Annotated in this window: 13 protein-coding genes, 1 tRNA gene and 1 pseudogene; 5 read left to right on the top strand and 10 right to left on the bottom strand. The window is 54.4% G+C overall.

What is annotated here, in order from left to right:
* The first annotated feature begins 91 nt into the window (after positions 1-91).
* Both ACYQ2T_RS15120 and ACYQ2T_RS15125 read left to right on the top strand, forming a co-directional pair.
* Positions 92-187: transfer RNA gene (locus ACYQ2T_RS15120), tRNA-Ser, on the top strand.
* A gap of 171 nt (positions 188-358) precedes the next feature.
* Positions 359-1,555 carry a tyrosine-type recombinase/integrase gene (locus ACYQ2T_RS15125; RefSeq protein ID WP_459901702.1) on the top strand — a complete coding sequence of 399 codons (1,197 nt, stop codon included), beginning with the start codon at positions 359-361 and terminating at the stop codon, positions 1,553-1,555.
* An 82-nt stretch (positions 1,556-1,637) separates the two neighbouring features.
* On the opposite strand, the gene ACYQ2T_RS15130 is transcribed toward ACYQ2T_RS15125, so the two are convergent.
* The 6 genes from ACYQ2T_RS15130 to ACYQ2T_RS15155 all read right to left on the bottom strand — a co-directional run bounded on the left by ACYQ2T_RS15130 (position 1,638) and on the right by ACYQ2T_RS15155 (position 8,330).
* Positions 1,638-1,841: a helix-turn-helix transcriptional regulator gene (locus tag ACYQ2T_RS15130; RefSeq protein ID WP_459901704.1), complete on the bottom strand. Its 204-nt coding sequence runs from the start codon at positions 1,839-1,841 to the stop codon at positions 1,638-1,640.
* Positions 1,842-2,316: 475 nt separating this feature from the next.
* Positions 2,317-2,940: a hypothetical protein gene (locus ACYQ2T_RS15135; RefSeq protein WP_459901705.1), complete on the bottom strand. Its 624-nt coding sequence runs from the start codon at positions 2,938-2,940 to the stop codon at positions 2,317-2,319.
* Between the two features lie 33 nt (positions 2,941-2,973).
* Positions 2,974-4,560 carry a phage terminase large subunit family protein gene (locus ACYQ2T_RS15140; protein WP_459901707.1) on the bottom strand — a complete coding sequence of 529 codons (1,587 nt, stop codon included), beginning with the start codon at positions 4,558-4,560 and terminating at the stop codon, positions 2,974-2,976.
* 649 nt (positions 4,561-5,209) lie between these two features.
* A complete protein-coding gene (locus ACYQ2T_RS15145) occupies positions 5,210-5,830 on the bottom strand; it encodes a hypothetical protein (protein WP_459901708.1) in 621 nt (206 codons plus the stop codon).
* A 91-nt stretch (positions 5,831-5,921) separates the two neighbouring features.
* Positions 5,922-6,959 carry a hypothetical protein gene (locus ACYQ2T_RS15150; RefSeq protein ID WP_459901710.1) on the bottom strand — a complete coding sequence of 346 codons (1,038 nt, stop codon included), beginning with the start codon at positions 6,957-6,959 and terminating at the stop codon, positions 5,922-5,924.
* 15 nt (positions 6,960-6,974) lie between these two features.
* Positions 6,975-8,330 (bottom strand): DnaB-like helicase C-terminal domain-containing protein, encoded by a 1,356-nt coding sequence (locus ACYQ2T_RS15155; protein WP_459901712.1) that lies wholly within the window; start codon positions 8,328-8,330, stop codon positions 6,975-6,977.
* Positions 8,331-9,407: 1,077 nt separating this feature from the next.
* Here ACYQ2T_RS15155 and ACYQ2T_RS15160 point away from each other — a divergent pair.
* The 3 genes and pseudogenes from ACYQ2T_RS15160 to ACYQ2T_RS15170 all read left to right on the top strand — a co-directional run bounded on the left by ACYQ2T_RS15160 (position 9,408) and on the right by ACYQ2T_RS15170 (position 12,867).
* The gene (locus ACYQ2T_RS15160; RefSeq protein ID WP_459901713.1) at positions 9,408-10,076 is read left to right on the top strand and encodes a S24 family peptidase; all 669 of its coding nucleotides are present in this window, start codon (positions 9,408-9,410) and stop codon (positions 10,074-10,076) included.
* 771 nt (positions 10,077-10,847) lie between these two features.
* Positions 10,848-11,867 (top strand): annotated as a pseudogene (locus tag ACYQ2T_RS15165) (IS481 family transposase).
* A 130-nt stretch (positions 11,868-11,997) separates the two neighbouring features.
* Positions 11,998-12,867, top strand: coding sequence for a GIY-YIG nuclease family protein (locus ACYQ2T_RS15170; protein WP_459901714.1), 870 nt, complete (start codon positions 11,998-12,000; stop codon positions 12,865-12,867).
* A gap of 162 nt (positions 12,868-13,029) precedes the next feature.
* Here ACYQ2T_RS15170 and ACYQ2T_RS15175 read toward each other — a convergent pair whose 3' ends face one another.
* From ACYQ2T_RS15175 to ACYQ2T_RS15190, 4 genes are read right to left on the bottom strand one after another with little or no spacing between them, the layout of a single operon-like run.
* Positions 13,030-13,752 (bottom strand): M48 family metallopeptidase, encoded by a 723-nt coding sequence (locus ACYQ2T_RS15175; protein WP_459901716.1) that lies wholly within the window; start codon positions 13,750-13,752, stop codon positions 13,030-13,032.
* A 7-nt stretch (positions 13,753-13,759) separates the two neighbouring features.
* Positions 13,760-17,059: a type I restriction endonuclease subunit R gene (locus tag ACYQ2T_RS15180; protein ID WP_459901718.1), complete on the bottom strand. Its 3,300-nt coding sequence runs from the start codon at positions 17,057-17,059 to the stop codon at positions 13,760-13,762.
* A 9-nt stretch (positions 17,060-17,068) separates the two neighbouring features.
* Positions 17,069-18,130, bottom strand: a complete 1,062-nt coding sequence (locus ACYQ2T_RS15185; RefSeq protein WP_459901719.1) for a DUF4917 family protein — start codon at positions 18,128-18,130, stop codon at positions 17,069-17,071.
* Positions 18,131-18,150: 20 nt separating this feature from the next.
* A complete protein-coding gene (locus ACYQ2T_RS15190; RefSeq protein WP_459901721.1) occupies positions 18,151-19,374 on the bottom strand; it encodes a restriction endonuclease subunit S in 1,224 nt (407 codons plus the stop codon).
* Positions 19,375-19,401 lie beyond the last annotated feature (27 nt).

Raw genomic sequence — 19,401 nt, forward strand, 5'->3', positions numbered from 1 at the left:
TCCCCAACCCCACAATTTTTCCCTTGCAACGAACCCAATTCTCCCTTAACTATCCCCTCGTCCGCACGCGGACACCACATACCAAGAGCGCGGAGAGGTAGCGAAGTCCGGTCGTAACGCGCTCGACTCGAAATCGAGTTATCGGTGATGAGCCGATACGTGGGTTCGAATCCCACCCTCTCCGCCACATTAGCATCCAAGCATGTCTATAGACATCCAACTAGTGCTATAAATTCAAAGGCCTCTGTACATTATATGTCCAGAGGCCTTTTTTAGATTTTGTTGACATCCACCCCTCAAAGGGGTGTATATGGGGGTATCTCTGTAGGAGTACGCACAACTCATAGGAGGGTACCCCATGAAGTTGACGAACCTCGCAGTTAAGAATGCGCGACAAAAGGAAAAGAACTATAAGCTCACAGACGGTCGGGGCCTATACGTTCTCGTTACAACGACCGGAAGCAAACTCTGGAGGATGAAGTACCACTATGGAGGTAAGGAAAAGCTCCTTGCTTTCGGCCAGTACCCCGAAGTCTCCCTCCTAGAAGCACGAGAACGACACTCTGAGGCTCGCAAGCTCCTACGCGACGGCATCGACCCCTCAGTTGCTCGCAAGCGGATTCAGCAAGAAGCCAAAGCCGAAACGGCTACATTGGAAGCTGTATCCCGCGAATGGCTCCAAAAGCACCTCCGCGACAAGCACGCCCGCCACGGCAAGAACATCATTGACCGTCTCGAAAAAAACATTTTCCCTTGGCTCGGCAACACCCCCATCAAAGACATCACGCCCCCGCTCCTTCTCGAATGTCTTCAACGCATTGAAAGCCGCGGTGCAATTACTGTGGCTCACCGAGTTCGTGGTATCTGCGGACAAGTCTTCAGCTACGCTCTCGCAACAGGACTCGTCGAGCGGAACCCCGCCGTAGACCTCAAGGGAGCCCTCCCCCCTATCCGCAAGAGACACTTTCCCACCATCACGGATCCTCGGAAGATCGGCGAACTCATGCGCGCTATCCACAACTATAAGGGTGAAATTGTCACGTGCTCTGCCCTGAAGCTCGCACCGCTCGTCTTCGTCCGCCCAGGTGAGCTCCGCCACGCTGAATGGACTGAATTCAATTTCGACGATGCAGAATGGCGTATCCCCGGCAAAAAAATGAAGACACGAAACGAGCACATTGTCCCCTTATCCCGCCAAGCGCTACACATCCTCTTAGACATCTATCCGCTGACAAATTCTTCAAACTATGTTTTCCCATCTCTTCGCTCCAATGGCCGCCCTATGAGCGACGCCACTATCAACGCGGCATTACGCCGCCTCGGATACACGAAAGATGAATTCACTGGGCATAGCTTCCGCAGCATGGCTTCCACACGCCTAAACGAGTTGGGATGGTCAACAGACGCCATTGAGCGCCAGCTCGCTCACATAGAACAAAACAAAGTTCGCGCCGCGTACAACCGAGCTGAGCACCTCGATATCAGACGCCAAATGATGCAGTTCTGGGCAGATCATCTTGACGAATTACGGACCACCATTCCAAAGCGCATATAATCACAACAGACAACCGCAAGCGCCCTGTCACTGGCCATGCTTGCGGTTGTCTCCTCGTTCGCCCAAACGGCATTGATTCTGCTCAAATCCCCTGCTCTATCAATGCACGAATATCCTCTGCACGCCATGCCGTGACCCGCTCCGAAAGCTTAACCGGCTGCGGATAACGCCCGGATTTAACCCCTGCCCACCACCCCGAACGGGAGATAGGGATAAACTGAAGCACCTGATTTACACGCAAAAGACCAGTTTCCGGCAATACCGGTGTTCGTTGTGTATTCTGCATTGGGCCGCCCCCTTTGCCTCGCACGTTAAAGCCAGTGTTCCTCTCCCCGCCTCCGCCTTTCATCCTCCAACTTAGCCCGAAAACGTGGGCCAAAAGTGTGCATGTACCAATCCGAAAGCGCCTTGGATGTGCTTCTGTATTGCCCACTGTCGTCGGGATACGCCGGGCATCCATATTCCCGAATCCACTTGTTCAACTTTTTCTCCCCAATGCCAAAGAACTCCTTCAGTTCTCGCTTGGAGCAAACCATCCTTGGCCATTGTTGCTCCTCCATGATCTCCTCCTTCCAGTCTCAATTCATGTCGCCAACTCGCCTTGCGTTCAGCACCCCGTTAAAACTCTTTCGATGTACCAAGCCTCACAAGATACCCCAGTGGAATACCCCCTGCCCTCCATGGCAACTCCTCGGATACCCCACTCGCACGGAATCTTCTCCCCAAAACAGTGTCCACCGAAGGAATTATCCAATCCACGCTCAATACCCTCCCACCAAATCACCAGGTCCCACTGCTGCCCTTCGTCGCCCCCTCTCTCTGGGAACAAAAAAATCCAACGCGGCCAGAGCGCAGAAGAAGGCGGCCGCTGGCGGGTGGTCGTCGAAGGCGACGCCAGTAAGGTCCGGCGGGAAGGTGGCGAGGTCGCCGGGGATGAGGCTTTCGCCGAAGTGAAGCGTTTTCTGGGTGGCGACGCGTTTGCGGACCATGGCGTTGTAGAGCGTCAGGGCGTTGCCATCGTAGTAGTGCGGGGGCGCGGTCACGCGGACTCTGGCGCCGCGCTCGCGCTCTAGCTCGCGGTTGAGTTCCCGCAAGGCCGTGTGCTCGAAAACCGACTGCGGCGCGTACCACATGGGCACCAGCCATAGCCGCGCCAGCTCCAGCGCGCACCGCAAGAGCGGCTCCGGGTGCATGAAGGACTCGCCCTGCCACTGCGTCGCCTCAGTCAGGCGTCGGACATGGCGCACGCCAAAATCTGGATCCTTCGTGAGGTCCTCCCCGAGTACCACAAGGAACCCCGGCTTCGCGCGCGCCGGCCACGCAAGGCCGCCCGCCACGCGGCTGAACTGCCGCCCGTCCCCGGCCTCCAGAAAGGCCCCAGCCATTGCCGTTTCCCGCTTTGTGAGCTGCCGCATCGCTTACCCCATGTCGCAGTCGCCGTAGTAACTGCCCTCGCAGCGCCGCATGGCCACGGTCATGTAATTCATGGCGTGGCGGAAGTGGTCCTCCTGCGAGAGCTTCACGTACACGTACTTTTTGCTGCCGTCGTCGCGCTCCTCCAGCTTCTTTGCGAGGTTGTTGCAGTGCGCGGCGAACGTCTCCACCACCCCGCAGTATTTGGGCAGCACCACCTGCCCTTTGAGGAGCACATGCTGGGAATCGTCGAGACTTTCGGTGCGGTTCACCGTCACAACCTGCTTGGCCTCGTTCCACGCATACCCGCCGCGCTGCTGCTCCGAGTAGAAGCAGCAAAACACTTTGCCGGGGTGCCGCTGCGCAAAGGCCCGCGCGGGGCGCATTTCCGGCTGGGCATCCACCACGCAGCACGCCACGTTGAACTCATCCATCAGGCGGTCCAGCTCCTCCCAGTCGCCGTACTCGCCTAGGTGCGCCACAGTATCCGGATGCCGCCGCCCCACCACCACGTGCAGTTTTCCGCCCTGATCCACGCCCATAACGCACGGCCCCTTATCGCTCGCCGCCACACCGTGCGTGCCGCAGAGCGCCAAAATCTGCTCCCGCGAGAGGCGGTTTTCCGCCTCGATGTAGGGCATGCCCAGCACGTAGTTGTGGAAGTCTCCCGGTTTTTTAGTCGTCCGGTAGCCGTGCAGAATCTCCGCCGGGCTGACAAAGGATGAGAAGAGCTGCGAGTAGTGGTAGCCGCGCACCTCGGTCACGCTTGGGTATTTCGCCACCCACCGGCCCTGCGTGACGTCCAGTTCACCGTTGCGGCACTGCTGGCACAGCCGGATCACCTCCCCGTCCGCCTTCTCCCACAGCACCTCCTCCAGCGGATGCTCCTCCATGCACGTATACTGGCCGCACCGTGGGCATCGCACGTGCCAATAGCGCTGGTCGGAAAGCTGGAATTGGCGGTCAATGCCGAAGTCCGGGATGGTCGGATTGGAGAGATAGCGCTCCCACTTATAGTCCGAGTGGCCGAGGCGGCCCTTTGCGGCTTCCTCCACGCCCGCCGGCATGAGGTCGTATTCGTCGTACAGCACCATGTCGCAGGGGTCGGAGCGCAGGCCCTCCGCTGATTTTGTGCCCCGGAAGATGAGGTTGGTGCCGCACATGCGCTTGAGGCCCACGCTGTCCGTATCGCGCATGAAGGCGCCGATTTCCTCGGGGTTGTCCTCCACCAGCGGATTCACGCGCGAGCGCACAAAATCGCCGACGCCGGACTTGGACGGGAACAGGTACAGGATGCCCACAAACGGCATAAACCGCGCCGAGTAGAACGTCGTCAGCATGGCCTTCACGCTGTTGCCCATCTGCGCGCACTTTTCCTCAACCTGCCGGGGATGGTCGTCACGGTAGGGTTCTTCGAGGTACTCGTGCCGGTCGAACGTAAACCAGCCCCGGTCCAGCCGCAGCTGCTTCTGCTCCGCCCACTGCCCCACGTTTTCGGGGCGCGGCCCGGTGTCATGGTGCCCCGTGGCCTCCTGCAGCTTGTAGGTGAACTCGCTCAGGAGCCCACCGCCGTAAAAGCCTTGCTTCATCATGCCGTCATTCCCCGCTGTGGCCGCTGCGCCGCCGCGCGCCGATTTTGCGCTCTCGTTTGCCCTGCTGTTTGGCGTCTGCCGCCGTACCCCGGCGATTTTCCGCCAGCCAAAAATCCCAAAAAATTTTGCAAGCGCCACACGCCCGCCAGAGCGAAATACCCCCAGGGGGATGATGGCGCGGGTACATCCGGCTGCGCCCCCGTACCCCCCTCTGCCGCTGCGCCCATTTCCGCCTTTGCGCGCCGTCCTGACCGCTTTCGCGCCCCACGTGGCCTCCAGCGCCGGTTCGAGCCGCCTTGTGTCGGCGCGCTCCGTCCGGCTCACTTCCCGAGATGGGAGAGACACCACTCCCCAATTCGCCAGCAGTCTCCCACGGCAGACCTTCGTCCCGTTCTTCATGGAGCCGTCATGCCCAGCGTCTACCGAGGATAGGCGCTTTTCGCCGAGCCACATTGAAACTGCGTAATACCGTTAGCTGCCTATTGTCTCATAATGGTAGTTGTGTAAACTTTGAGCTTCCTCAATACGGCTGTAGAACCAAAAGGTTAATGGAGTCCGGCCGCGCACTTTAAAAAATCAGCTAGGATTGCCGCCTCAAACGCACGCCCTGTGCCACAAATCCGCTCAAACCTGACCACCAGGCGCATACTTAGCACTCTATGACCTCCCCGAAGTCCAAGGCGCTTCGCGCCGCATTCACCTCCACCAGTCGCTCCGTAATGCGCTTTTGCACCTCGGGCGCGGCCCGGCCGATCTCCTCCAGCACCACCGCCTGAAACTCCTGCACCTGCTTGAGGTCGTAGATTTTCGCCTTCATGGAGAAGTCCAGCTCCAGCTGCTTACGCAGCTCGCCCTGCAGCTTCACGCACGCCGTCAGCAGGTCCGAACGCCCGCCGGCTAGACGCAGGAGCTTTGCTCTCGCAGCAGAAGAAGCCTTTGTTTCCCCCTCCAAGACAAGATGGACAAGATCCAAAAGCTCGCGAGCCTGACGGCCAATGGCCTCCAACTGTTCACCCGTTGACAACTGCCGTTCCAAAATGCGTTGCGCCGAGAACAAACTCACATTGCGAGAAACCACCGCCTCGAGCCGCCTTTTCCGGTTCGAAATGGCCGACTCACGAACGCCAAGTAGCGCCGCTACCTCTTTTTGTGAGTCCGCACAGGCCAGGAGCACATGAAACTCTTCCCGCGTTACCGAAGGCTGTTCGCCGCGCACTTTTGCATGCTTGCACCGTTCAACGAGTCGTTCGTAGCGTTTCCGTATGCTCATAGCGCCATCCTTCCTTCACAGTCCTCATCCACGCGTTCATCACTCTCGTTTCACCGCAGTTCACGCAAATCGCTGTCGCTTTACCTTTTCTTCACGGTAAAGGCTCCTCCGGCGGGTCCTTCGCTTCTTCCTGCATGCGCCGCAGCTCTTCATCGCTAAAAGACTCTGGCACCCGCTCCTCTGAAAGGACTTCCTTTTGCCGTACAGGCCGCGCCCGGTTCTGACTTCGCGCAAGCCACGCGTTGATGTGCTTATACACGCCGTCAGCTGTTTTCCGGCGCCGAGGGTTGTCGATATTCCATTGACGGCAGGCGCGGATTTCTTGTTCCACATCAACAGCAGGATAGGTCTCCTGCCACTCACAGACCTTCGCAACAGGAATAGCCACGTCATGGCCCTTTCGATTTGTCGGAAAAACACAAAAGGCTGGGGCAAAAGGTGGCACCTGTCCGGAGCTTGGAGCAAAGCTCCGGACACTCTTCTTATTCTTTCTTGTCTTACTCTTTATACTCTTAAGAAGAGCATTCCCCGCGGCACTGCCCAAAAAGCAGGCCCTTTCATCCGACGTAGCTTCACCTTGGGCATTGTGCGATGGAGTGCAATTCGCTGTGCTATCAGCATACTCATGTCCTGCCCATCGCCGATGTGCATTTTGCTCGGCGCGGCGACGCCGGGCTGCGGCACGGCTGGCCCAGGCATTGTGTTTAATCCAGTTGTGGAGAGCAAAATGCAACACATGCCCGTCAGCTTCAGCCGCATCCAAAAACGCAGCCACCTCACCTACGCTTTCGAACACACCTCGCACCCGTGCGGCGTTAAGTGCCTTGCGCCGCGCTTTATCATCTGGGTACACTTCAAGGCGGACGTCATCAGTTAAAACGTCAATAAAACCAAGCCAAATCAGCGTTTCAACAAACCGTGCAAAACGCTCTCCCAAAGAATCAACACGCGCGGCTGCCGCAAGCCTTGCCCGATTGGCATCGCGGTAGATTCCATCACACCAGCATATCGCCGCCTGTTCCCAGAGGCTCAACAGCGCGAGCACTCCTTCCGGTCCAAAATGGGCGCGCAGCTCCGTCACTTTCCGGTGGTTCTGAAACCCCACCGCAACCTGAAATCCTTTGTTCATAGCCCACCTCACCTCTTAGTCATCACGCGAAACCGAGTCTGACTTTGGCCTGAAGGGTTCATTCTCAAATCGCAAAAAACGCTTGCGATAGACCAAGTGAAACGACCCAACGGTGTTATTGCGGCCCTTCGCGACATCCAGCTCAACGCGGACGTTCTGCCCCTGAGCGTCTTGTCCTTTGCTCTTCCAGGGCACAATGAACACAATGATGTCCGCATCCTGCTCAATAGCCCCGGACTCCCGCAAATGAGAAAGCAAAGGGCGCTTCGTCTTCTCCGCTTCGCGGTTGAGCTGTGAGAGTACAATCAAACTCACGCCGCACTCCACAGCGGTCGTTTTGAGAAGGCGGCTCGCCTCTGCAAGCTCTCGCTCTCGGCTCCCACCGCGTTGCTCCGGCGCAATAAGCTGCAGATAGTCCACGGCCACTACACGCACACCCTGCCGGCACCATCGCTGGACCTGCTGCCGCAACTCACTCGGACGAATCGAAGGCTTGTCCGCAAAATGAAGCGGCAGGCGCTGGGCCCGCTGGGCAAAATCATAAATCGCCTTCCAGTCACTCTCTGAGAACCGGCCGTCGCGAAACCGCTGTGCATTGACGAGCCCTCCCCCCTGCGACACATGCCCTCCACCGGCAGCACAAAGACGGTTCATCAACAGCAAGGCCTGCATCTCCATGGAAAACACACCAGCTCCATGCCCTTGCTCTGCGGCATGAAAAAGAAGATTCAGTGCCAAAGCCGTCTTACCGCTCCCCGGACGCCCGGCAATTACAAAAACCTCGCCGGGGACCAAGCCTGTGACCAAGGTATTGAGCCGATGAAACGGAGTCTTGATCCCAGCTCCCCCTTCGCCCTGCAGGTGTTCGAGCGAGGCAACCCAACCTTTGACTAACTCACCTGCGCTTTGTGAAAAGGCACCCCCGCGATCCTCAAGGACTCCGTCAAGACGGCGCTGCACATCGAGAATACAGGCGCCGATGTCTTCTGTTTGGTCAAAAGCGGCTTCGCCAATACTCGTCCCAATCTGAGCTAACGCCCTACGGCGCGCCCTCTCACGTACCACTCGCGCCGCGCTCTCCCCTTGGGAGGGTAACGCGACAGCATCGGCCAAAGCGGCAAGGCGAGAAGCTCCCCCCACTGCGCCAAGGGTTCCCGCGCGTTCGAGTTCTGCAGACACTGAAACAAGATCCACGGGCTCAGACCGCCGCCCAACCTCGCATAAGGCACGGAATATTGATGTGTGGCGAGGATCATAAAAGTCTTCAGGACGCACAATCTGTACAATGTGCTCCCAAGCTGCTGGACGCCTGAGGCACGCGCCGAGCACAAATTCCTCAGCCTCAACACTATGCGGAGGGACCTTCTGCAACGCGCCCCCTTTTTAAACAGGACGCCCAAGGACGCGTGTTGCCCACAGTCGAAGCGCCTTATTCCCTGTCGCACAGCGCTGAAGCACACCGTTGTAGACATACCGACGCCGAGGCACCTTACCTCCATGCTTTCTAACAAGGCGAATAATGGCACGCTGTTGCTTGGGCAGAACTCCTTCCCGCATGGCGAGATCGTTGAAAAGCTGCCTCAGCGCATCAAGCGGATAACGCCTCAAGCTATCCCATGCAGCGGCTTCAACAGCTCGCGCGAAAAGTTGCTCGATGACCGAGATGGGCTGCTCCCCCCTTCGCCCTGTAAGGCAATGGGACCACCACAAGGGAGCCGGAACAATCCCTCCTGGCCGTATATCTCGCCAGCCTGTGCAGACAGAGCAGGGTAAAGGCAAAGGTTCAGACTCCGGCCATCTTGCCAGCTCCGGCCGTTGGCGGATTGCTTCGCATTTCACGGGAGTCATCCGTACTCGAAGGGCCTCACAGTAAAACGTATGCTCTGCGAGCCACGCCTCCTGCTCGTACCGTGACGGAGTTGCTTGAATTGACATCACGCCCTCCACGCTCCGCCCTCAGCAGGCCCATCGTCGTCATACGGCCTAACACCGCAACGCTCTTCAAGCCGCTCACCAAGGCGATGATTTGCCGCTATGAGCTGGTCCACCTTTTGCGAAAGACACAGCGCTCGCGAGTTAGCCCTTTGGACGCGGGAATTCAGCCACAAGACGACGTCTTCGAGCTCAGCTATCCGATCATCTTTCGTGCTCATGCTGCCTCCATGAAAAAGATGCAACACCGGAAAGGACGAGAGTCCGCCTGCAACGATGAAATTCGAAAGGCGACGAGTCCCTATGCAGAAGACGAAATACTCGCCTCTAAGCCGAAATAATGAGGTGCTATATGGGCGGTGCGTTGGGCTGAAAAGACATGGTAAGAAGAGGCTTTTCACGACTCAACGCTGATTAAGGAAGGCATGTATATTGATAATTAGAACTTTTTGTTCTAAAAATCAAGTAAAAAATATCACTTTGACTTTATGAAATTCAAAGACAAGTATGTGCAGTATGAATTCTGAAAAAGGATACCAACGGTTCATCAAGGCGTTTATGATTGAGCACTTGGCAGACCTTAAAAGGCCTGTACGCCTCGAATACGCAAAAAAACTCGGGATATCTGATAGATATCTCGACATGATCCTGCGCGACCCTGAAAAAGTGCCGGGAAAGAACCTCATCACGAAGATTCCCGAACTTTTCGACCTCTCTCTAGAGGAAATACTCATTCGAGGAAGACAACTCTCTGGGGAATCTCCCGAATTGTTATGCTATCCGTCCGAGTTCGCACTTATCCCCTACCTCGAGCAGCAATCTGTTCAAGAACTCGCAACACACGTTGCCTTCCGCCGAGACTGGCTTCATCAGAAAGGAAACCTAAACACTATGAGGAGCATCATAGCGACGGGCAATTCCATGGCACCGAGCATCCATGACGGGGACGTCGTACTCATTGATCAAAGTCAGAGAAAAGTCGAAGTAGGAAAGATTTTCGCGGTGAAGTTGGACGATGATGTGCTACTGAAACGACTCGAACGTGAGCCAGGACACATCATCCTTTGCAGCGACAATCAGGATAATCATCGCCCGATAAGCATTTCTCTTAAGGCGCTAAACGAAGAACTGATCAATTTCGTAATAATAGGCAAGTGTATCAGCACCTGCCGAGACCTCAGCTAAACAGATTCGGCCCTATCTCTCCCCCGATATGAACAGCTAACAGATGTTGCTGTTCCTCTTTTGTTATTGGCAGAGCCCAATAATCGACAAGCCTGGCGCTCCCCTCCTTACACACCATATGCATCCCGCTCCAGCACCTGCTTCGCCGTATATTCTCACAAAGGCGTAACGCCCGCCTTTCGTCATGTAAAAGGCATATTGTTCTATTAGGATCATCATCCATTGCCAGACGTTGCAACCCATCGCAGTACCAAACCAGATTGAAGCCTCTTTTCTGCAAATCCACTTTATAAATCCCCACCCCAAACTCTCCACTGCCTAGCCTTAGAAGCGCTTCCAATCCTTTTCGCATAGCGATGCCCCTTCTTATAGACTCAAGACACCACATATTGCATCGTCAATATTTGTCAAATTGTAAAGAAATATTTCGAAAAACTCAGCGTAGTCTCGCTGGGATATGTTCTAAGTGCTCTGACCAGTGCGATCCACAAAGTCAATTCCAACCGCTCCCTCCCCATTGGACAAGGGGGTACACAGCCCGACAGGGCCGCAATCGCACGCCCCCAGTTCAGGCACTTGCGCTAGCCCCCCTGCGCCGCCCGCCACTACTTGACTTGTCTTACCACGGGGAAATCTCGTCGGAGGAGACACCAGACGTAGCAGGCAGTTCAGGGACAATCCCCTGACCAACGCCTTAAGTGGTCCACTAAGGTGACCAACTAGGTTAGTCCTCAGACAGATTCTGGGGTACAGTTTCACAATGGAGGCCCCATGAAAGCTGCAGAGAAAATCGCCCGCCAGCGTATGAGTGTGCTTGAGCTTGCAGAGAGCTTGGGAAATGTCAGCGAAGCCTGACGGCGATGCGGTATGCACCGTAGTCAATTCTACGAATACAAGCGGCGTTTCCAGACTCACGGCCTTGAAGGGCTCAAAGACCTGCCGCCTATTCCGAAGTCCCACCCTTTCACCACCTCCGAGGAGGTGGTCGAGCAAATCTTGGAATTGAGCCTGGCTCATCCTGCTTGGGGGTGCGTTCGCCTTTCCAATCAGCTCAAACTCATCGGTGTTCCGGTGAGCTCCCCTACCATTCAAAACATCTTGATCAAGAATGGCATGGGCACCAAGTACGACCGCTGGCTTAAGCTTGAGCAGAAGCAAGCTGTCGAACCCATTGAATTATCGGGCGAACAGGTCGCTTTCATTGAAAAACAAAATCCCGTTTTTAAAGAACGACACGTCGAGAGTTCTCGCCCTGGGGAGCTGTTGTGCCAAGACACCTTTTACGTGGGACGTCTCAAAGGAGTGGGGCGAGTTTACCTGCATGTCGTCGTCGATTCCTTCTCAAGCTATGCCTTCGGCTTTCTACATACCAGCAAGCGGCCAGAGGCTGCCGTTTCCGTCCTTCACAACGACGTCATGCCGTTCTACGAGGAAAAGGAAATTGCCGTTTCCGCTATCCTTACTGACAACGGCAGGGAATTTTGCGGAACCGAGACCCATCCATATGAACTCTATCTGTCCCTCAACGAGATTGAACACCGCCGTACAAAGGTGCGATCACCTCGGACAAATGGCTTTGTCGAGCGGTTTAATGGCACTGTGCTTGATGAGTTCTTTCGAGAAGCCTTCAGAACAACGCTTTATGAGACCGTAGAAGCACTCCAGGCCGACCTGGACACCTGGCTGACCTACTACAATACTGAACGCTCGCACCAAGGGTATAGGAACATGGGACGTCGTCCCATAGAAACCATTAACGAGCACCTCGAATCTGTCAGAGAAGAACGTTAGTAGGACACTTTAGCCCCCCTCCTTCCAGTCCCATTCCTCCCCCTTCACCGTTCCCCTGCCCTCTGGACCAAGCGCGTCCTAACGTGTACGAATATCGACATAAATTTAACCAATCAGACACGAGTACCACATGCAATCAACTCAACTCCCTCCCTTTTCAATCCGCATCTTTTTGCCAGATGGTGATCCCGACGGCCTACGCATTATTGAAAAATCAAACTGGACCGGTATAGGCGTCGTTTTTACGCGTACGGGATATAAGGCCGCTCTCCGGCGCGACGAATTTGAACGCACCGGTGTTTACGTTCTCGTCGGCAGTCTGGACGACAGCAGTCTCCCCACCGTCTACATCGGTGAAGGAGATCCGGTCCGCCCTCGCTTGGAAAACCACAACGCAAAAAAGGACTTCTGGGATTGGGGAGTGTTCTTTGTCACCAAGGACATGAACCTTAACAAAGCGCACGTGAAATATCTTGAAAGTCGTCTTATCGAACTGGCCACCGCTGCCAAGCAATGCAACCTCGACAACACCAATAACTCAAGTCAGCCCAACCTTGCTGAAGCAGATATTGCAGACATGGAGAGCTTCCTAGCTGATATGCTCAAGGTCTTCCCTCTTGTGGGCCTTTCAGTCTTCGAAGAACCTACGCAGCAGGACACGAGCCAACACGAACTCCTCTTCATCAAAGCCAAAGGAATTGTCGCAAGTGGCTATGAAACAACGAAGGGCTTTGTTGTACTCAAAGGCTCACAAGCCGTTATCAAAGAAGTTCCATCAATTGATGACTACCTTGTTACGTTACGTCGCGACTTGGCTGCAAAGGGAGTTCTCGCCGAAAGCAACGGCCATTACTTGTTTACAGAGAACTACCTTTTCAAGTCCCCGAGTACTGCAGCCGGTGTAATCCAAGCCCTGAGCGCTAACGGTCGAACATGCTGGAGAAACCGCGCTGGTAAAAACTTAAAAACTCTTCAAACATCAAACACCACAACAACTTGACATTATCCCCTTCGCCTCCCATTGCCAATTATAAAAGGCCATCCACACAGCCCACAGCCGCATGGATGGCCTTCTCTTTGAGACCTACGAAAACAATTCATCTACCTGCCCAGAACCCAAAGGGACCATATCGGCCCGCTCTTGATCAAAAGCCACTCCCCTTCACTCATTCAGCAGCAGTTCCGACATACCGTCCAGCTTCGCCTTGACGGACTTCCAGTCCGGCATCCGTTCCGCCAGTAGACGGTAGAAGCGGGGGCTGTGGTTGTGCTCCTGAAGGTGGCATAGCTCATGCGTCAGCACGTAATCGATACACTCTCGCGGCGCTTTGATGAGGTGCGGATTTATGGAGAGCGTGCCGTTTGGCGAACAGCTTCCCCATTGTTTTTTCATGGTCAGCAGTCGCCACGGCGGGACGTCCTCCTGCCACGGGGTTCTCTCCACAATGGCCTCCAGACGCCGCGCAAAGTATTCCCTAGCGCGTTGCCTATACCAGTCCTTCAAGAGGCTCCTGACGCGTTTCGGTGAGCTGTCTTCCGTGCTCACTTCCAGCCTTCCGCGATAAAGCCGTACCTGCGCCTTTTGCCCCTGTGTCGTGATGATTTTGAGCTGGTGGCGGCGGCCTTGATAGAAGTAGCTTTCGCCGCTCACGTATTCGCGTGGTAGTACATACCTGCGAAGCTCCCGCGCGCGGAGCATGTGGTCCAGAACCCATCTGGCGCGTTTCTGCATGGCCTCTTTTATTTGCACGAGGTCGGCGTCCTGCGGCGCATCGACCTGAACGGAACCGTCCGGATGCACATGGATGGCGACTTTCGCCTTCCGCCCCGGCACGTGGCACACTTGATAGCGAATGCGTTCATCGCCATAGGTGAGTGTTTGCATGATTGTCTTATCTGTTTCCATGAGCCAGACGCACTCTGGTAATCTGAATAACGTGTTCGATGACATCCTTTGCTTTTTCAAGCCCGATGAGCTTGAACAGACGCGGCAGGATGCCCTTGTGAATGGTGGATTCCATCGCCTGCGGACTCAAGGAGTGCTCCACGACGGCGGTGCCGACGATGGAGTCGATGGCCTTGGCTTCCTCAATGAGTTTCTTTTCCTCATCCGGCGGGATGGTCTTGAAGTGGTCTTCGCCCAGCACCAGCCGGAATGTGCCGTAGTACGCCTTGGCAGTCTCGCTGCCATCCAGCTCGTCCGGTATTCCTGACACGGCGCGGTTGTTCAGCTGGTCCTCGAATTCCTTGAAAAGGGCGTATTGCTTGAAGGGGTGCTCGAACATCTTCTCGGCTTGCGAAATGGCGTCCTTCAGCAATTCGGAAAAAACCTTCTGGGCATACGGGTCATCGCTGAGTTCCTGCTCGATGGTCTTTCGAACGCGCGTGCGGATGATGTCCGTCTCGTTGCGCGTCTTCTCCTTTGACCAGTCTTCCGGCTTTTCCTTGCCGATTTCGTCTACCAGCACAACGCCCTCAGGGTCTTCGATGGATTCGCCGACCACGTGCTTGTCCACGAGTCGGCGTATCTGCTCCTCGTAGGCGCTGTAGTCAACCGTTTCCTGTGCGTCCTGACGCGCTATCTTGCGCAGGTTCGTAAAGAATCGCAGATCGCTTTTGTACTTGGCGATGTCCTTTTCGCTGAAACTGCCGTCCTCGAAGAACGAGCGCGACGAAAGCGCCACCTTAAGGCACAGGCCGAACTCCGTGAGTGCCTGATAGAAGTCCTCTCGCACCTTTTGACGCAGGTCGATGCTGGTTCCGTCGTCGTCCTCCGTGTACTGCGGCATGAGGATTTGCCTGTACTGCTCAAGGTCCTGCCTGTTCTTGACATCCCTGAATATTCCCCACAGGCGTTTGTGCAGCTCCGGCAGCCGTTTGTATTCGGTGCCGACCTGATGATACAGCCCCTCAATGTCGTCCACGTCAAAGCCGCTTTGCGTGCGTTCCTGAAGGTCCTGATACTCCTTGAGCGTCGTATCCAGTTCCTTGAGGATGCCGCGATAGTCGATGAGCAGGCCGTATTCCTTGGCCTCGTGCAGGCGGTTCACGCGTGCGATGGCCTGAAGCAGGTTGTGCTCTTTCAGCGGCTTGTCGATGTACAGAACCGTGTTCCTCGGTTCGTCAAAGCCCGTCAGTAGCTTGTCCACCACGATAAGGATGTCCACGCCGTCGTCGGTGGCAAAGTCCTCGATGACGCGTTGCTCGTATTGCTTGTACTGTTCGGCGCTGGCGCTCTTGCCCACGGTTTTCTCGGCCCACTGCTGCACCTCCGGCAGCGCGGATTCGTCCACGTCCGAATGGCCTTCGCGGGAATCCGGCGGCGAGATGACCACCGCACTCGTGACCAGCCCCGTTGCGTCGAGATATTTCTTGTAGCGGACTGCGGAGAGCTTGGAATCTGCGGCGAGCTGGCCCTTGAGTCCCATGCCGAGGGGTTTGATGTGGTCCGAGAAATGGGTGGCAATGTCCCACGCGATGAGTTCAATGCGGTTCTCGGAGCCGTACACAGCGCCCTTGTTGGCGAATTTCTTTTTGAGGTCGGTCTTCTGCTCTTCGGTCAGCCGCGCCGTTATCTTGTCGAACCAGTTGTCAATGGCAGCCTCGTTCACGGCCAGCTCTGGGCGGCGCTCCTCGTAGAGCAGTGGCGTGACTGTCTTATCCTCCACGGCGCGCTGCATGGTGTAGGCGTGAATGATGGGGCCGAACTTGTTCTGCGTCTTGTCGTACTTGAGGAGCGGCGTTCCGGTAAAGGCGATGTACGCCGCATTCGGCAGCGCCTTGCGCATACGCTCGTGGGTTTCACCGCCGTGGCTGCGGTGGCCCTCGTCCACCAGCACGATGATCTTGTCGCTGGGGTTGTAGCACTCCGGCAGCTTGGACGCGGTGTTGAACTTGTCGATGATGGAAAAGATGATGCGGTCGTCGCCCTTGCCGATGCGCTGGGCGAGGTCACGCCCGGAACCCGCTCTTGCCCGTTCGCCTTCCTTCTTGGTGGCAACGGCAGAGCCGAACGCGCCGCCCGTGAGGAACGTTCTGGAGAGCTGTTTTTCAAGGTCAACGCGGTCCGTGACGATGATGACACGGCAGTCCCTAAGGTCCGGTTCCAGCAGAAGCGCCTTGCTGAGGAAGACCATGGTGAAGGACTTGCCGGAACCCGTGGTGTGCCAGATAACGCCGCCCTCGCGGCTTCCGGTCTTGTCCAGCTGCTTCACGCGCTCCAGCATGGCTCTGATGCCGAATGCCTGTTGATACCGCGCCACAATCTTGCCGACGCGCTTGTCGAAGAGGATGTAATACTGCACCAGCTTCAGCAGGCGGTCCTTTCGCAATAGGCTGACAAGCAGCTTGTCCTGCTGTGTGGGCAGGGCGTCGCCGGACCACAGCGATTCGAAGTAGTCCCGCATGGCCTTGGGGCGGTCCTGAAAAAGCGCGTCCTTGGCATCCGCTGAAAGCGGCGTGTTCTTGATGTTGTGGAAGGTGGCGTCGTCGAAGATTTCCTCGCGCCACGTGGCCCAGAACTTCTTGGGCGTCTTGGTTGTCGCGTAGCGTCCTTCGGTGTTGCTAATGGCTATGAGCAGTTGTGCATAGCAGAAGAGGTACGGAATTTCGTCGTTCTTCTGATTGCGGAGGGACTGGCTGATGCCTTCCTCCAGCATCGATTTGTTCGGATTGCCGGATTCAGGCCGCTTTGCCTCAATGACCACAAAAGGGATGCCGTTGACGAAGCACACAATGTCAGGGATGCGCCTATGCGTACCAGCCGAAGACAGCACGTCCATCTCTTCGGTGACGTGGAACAGGTTGTTTTCGGGGTGCTCCCAATCGATGATGGGGATGGTCGGCAGAACGGGCTTGCCGTCGATGAATTCCTTGACCGTGATGCCGAGGGTCAGCTTGTCGTAAATGCGCTCGTTGGCGGTCAGTAGCCCCTCGTGCAGCCCCGGCGATGACAGTTCGCGCGCAATATGCTCGATGGCATTGGGCGAAAGCGCGTGCTCCTTGCCGTCCCATTCAAAGCGCCGCGCCTGAAGCGAACGGATGAGTTCATCCTTCAGCAAAACCTCACGGTTCGTGCCGCGTTTGGTCAGGCACTGCGAGGGCGATATATACGTCCAGCCGAGATTCATGAGAACCTGCAAGGCCGGAATCTTGGCGCTGTATTCTTCCTTGGTTTCTGGGGTGTGGTGCATGATATGTCCTTACGCTGTTCCCCAGACATCTGCGGATACACTGTCGTAAAAATGGATTTCGATATTATTGTTGTGTTCAGCGATTAAATTGGCTCTTGTAATTATTGCTTTATTGCGATCTGAATTAGGGTCACCAAATAAACCAATGAATATCTTTTTTAGTTTTCCGCGTTCAATCGTTCTAAGGATATGCTCATCATTGGGTGACAGTGACATACCATGGATAAAGAGAACTCCACCGATATTCGTTAGGCTACGCAATGCCTTGTGCAGATAACCGCTATGTTCGATTTTATTCATTTTGCTTTCGGCACTTCCTTCTGACACGAAGAGAGGGAACAGCCCTTGATTTATGGCTCTACGAGATTGATCAACAAGGGCTTCATCAGTCCTTTTCCATGTATATTTTCGGAGTTCATGGCCTGCATCGAAAAGATGAAGCGCGCCGTGAAGATAGTATAAATTTTGATTTCGTGATTCTCCGTTGTTCCAAATAACGTATGATGTGTCTGGTTCGTAAGGATCACTACGAAAACCATCATCAAAATTTATTTTGTATTCTTCACCAAGCTCGTCATTACTTCCTTTCATTAGTGCCCAGTAGAGGAGAATGTCATAGTTAAGGGTGTAGATTTTTCCTTTGGCATCAATGAAGTTTTTTAAAAAGAGAATGCAGTGCTTATACTGCTCATCCATTATATCAAAAGGCCTTGCCGGATGTTTTCCAGCAATAGTCTCAATAAGTACCTCTTTGATGTGGTGGGCGTCCTCAGTCATCTTTTGAGGAGTCTGAGTGTCTTTGCTGTTGTAGCAGGGGAGCACGGTTGCCGCTTTTTCCAAAGCCCAGACGACTTCTTCAAAATCCATGGTTCCTAGCTGGCGAAACACTTGTTGAGCCGCAGGACATTGCTCGAAATTCGCTTCCGAAAAAAGCGAGTTGTAAGAAAATATGTCTGGCCGAAGCGCAATGCTGAAACCGTTGCCAACTAAAAGATGAATTCTCGCTGGATTTTTCCCAGTCATTGTGGCTTGAGCTTCGGCTATTGCATCATGGAACATCATAACGGACATCGTATTCCCCTTGCTACTAATTATTCAACATGAACTCGAGTCTTTCCTGTGAGCAGTTGCTGCATGAGTGCTTGTTTTTCTTTTTCAATTCTGTCTTTGTACTTTTCTAGCATGGTGATCTGTTGTGACTTCTTGTTTAGAATATTAGTGATGTGCTCTTGTTCCTCTATGGTTGGCGGTATTTTTATTTTGTTTTTAAGGAACAGTTTGAAGTTGAAAGTCATTTTTTCTATATGCACACCATAACTAGAAAGGTAGGCAAGGTGATAGAAATGTTTTGTTTTAGAAAGCCAATTTAAAAAATCAATCGCAAGTGTTGATCCTTTTTTTGCATTGAGTGCAATGTATGAGTCTGATATATGCATCCCGTCAAATTTAGACGTTACCAGTCCTGTAGCTCCATGAACGACCTGCATTTTGGAAATGAGAAAGTCGCCTTTTTTTGCGATATTCATTTTTTTTGTTAAAATTTTGTACCCGAGGAGTTCGTCTCTTAAAAAGAGGCCTTCAGATCTTCGCTTCACGCTTATAAGCTTGTAAATTGCGGAATCATCCCAATCAACTTTTCGTTTTACTTCGGAAACGACATCCCCCAGCCGAACCTCTTTCCACTCCCCACTGAACCCCGGCAGGCGTTTTTTGCCTGACAGCAGTTGCTGCATAAGCGCCTTTTTCTGCTGCTTGCTGTTTTCTATCAGCTTGTCCACGGTCTCTATCGCCTTGTCCCACGTGGACAGGATGCGGGCGATTTTCTTTTGTTCCGGGAGAGGGGGAATAAGGATAGGAATTTTTTCTAGAGATGCTTTGTTGAGTTTGAATCGACCTGCCCCTTGCCGAGATAAAAAGCTAAAAATATCTCTGTGCATGAAGTAGAAATAAAACCACTCGCGTGTAGCTCGGTCATTTCCTTCAATTATATGTGCGTGGTTATTAACTGTGCATTTGCCGTCCACTAAGAGTGTCATAGGCTGCGTTTTATATTTTAAAAAATGATCTCCATCTTCTCCTATGAGCACATAGTTGCCATCTTGTTCATAACTATCTATATAATCAAGCATTTTTGTCGGGCCATAATATGGATATGGCCCATGGGCTTCAGAGCGCACTTCCTGACTTATGGGTCTGCGAAGGTTGTTACGAATTATAAATGTGTTTCCAACACGTGATGCGCTCCAGCCTTTAGGAATAAACTCGATTTGACCTTGCATTAATTCAAGATCCGAGAGTTTTGACTCAGGCACCATAACCCCACCCCATCACAATATATTTCA

This window comes from Desulfobaculum senezii, from assembly GCF_054657395.1.

Excerpts from the sequence above, each read along its gene's own strand:
- ACYQ2T_RS15125 (WP_459901702.1), top strand. The coding sequence starts at position 359 with ATGAAGTTGACGAACCTCGCAGTTAAGAATGCGCGACAAAAGGAAAAG.
- ACYQ2T_RS15130 (WP_459901704.1), bottom strand. The coding sequence starts at position 1,841 with ATGCAGAATACACAACGAACACCGGTATTGCCGGAAACTGGTCTTTTG.
- ACYQ2T_RS15135 (WP_459901705.1), bottom strand. The coding sequence starts at position 2,940 with ATGGCTGGGGCCTTTCTGGAGGCCGGGGACGGGCGGCAGTTCAGCCGC.
- ACYQ2T_RS15140 (WP_459901707.1), bottom strand. The coding sequence starts at position 4,560 with ATGATGAAGCAAGGCTTTTACGGCGGTGGGCTCCTGAGCGAGTTCACC.
- ACYQ2T_RS15145 (WP_459901708.1), bottom strand. The coding sequence starts at position 5,830 with ATGAGCATACGGAAACGCTACGAACGACTCGTTGAACGGTGCAAGCAT.
- ACYQ2T_RS15185 (WP_459901719.1), bottom strand. The coding sequence starts at position 18,130 with ATGTCCGTTATGATGTTCCATGATGCAATAGCCGAAGCTCAAGCCACA.
- ACYQ2T_RS15190 (WP_459901721.1), bottom strand. The coding sequence starts at position 19,374 with ATGGTGCCTGAGTCAAAACTCTCGGATCTTGAATTAATGCAAGGTCAA.
- ACYQ2T_RS15160 (WP_459901713.1), top strand. The coding sequence starts at position 9,408 with ATGAATTCTGAAAAAGGATACCAACGGTTCATCAAGGCGTTTATGATT.
- ACYQ2T_RS15170 (WP_459901714.1), top strand. The coding sequence starts at position 11,998 with ATGCAATCAACTCAACTCCCTCCCTTTTCAATCCGCATCTTTTTGCCA.
- ACYQ2T_RS15180 (WP_459901718.1), bottom strand. The coding sequence starts at position 17,059 with ATGCACCACACCCCAGAAACCAAGGAAGAATACAGCGCCAAGATTCCG.
- ACYQ2T_RS15175 (WP_459901716.1), bottom strand. The coding sequence starts at position 13,752 with ATGCAAACACTCACCTATGGCGATGAACGCATTCGCTATCAAGTGTGC.
- ACYQ2T_RS15150 (WP_459901710.1), bottom strand. The coding sequence starts at position 6,959 with ATGAACAAAGGATTTCAGGTTGCGGTGGGGTTTCAGAACCACCGGAAA.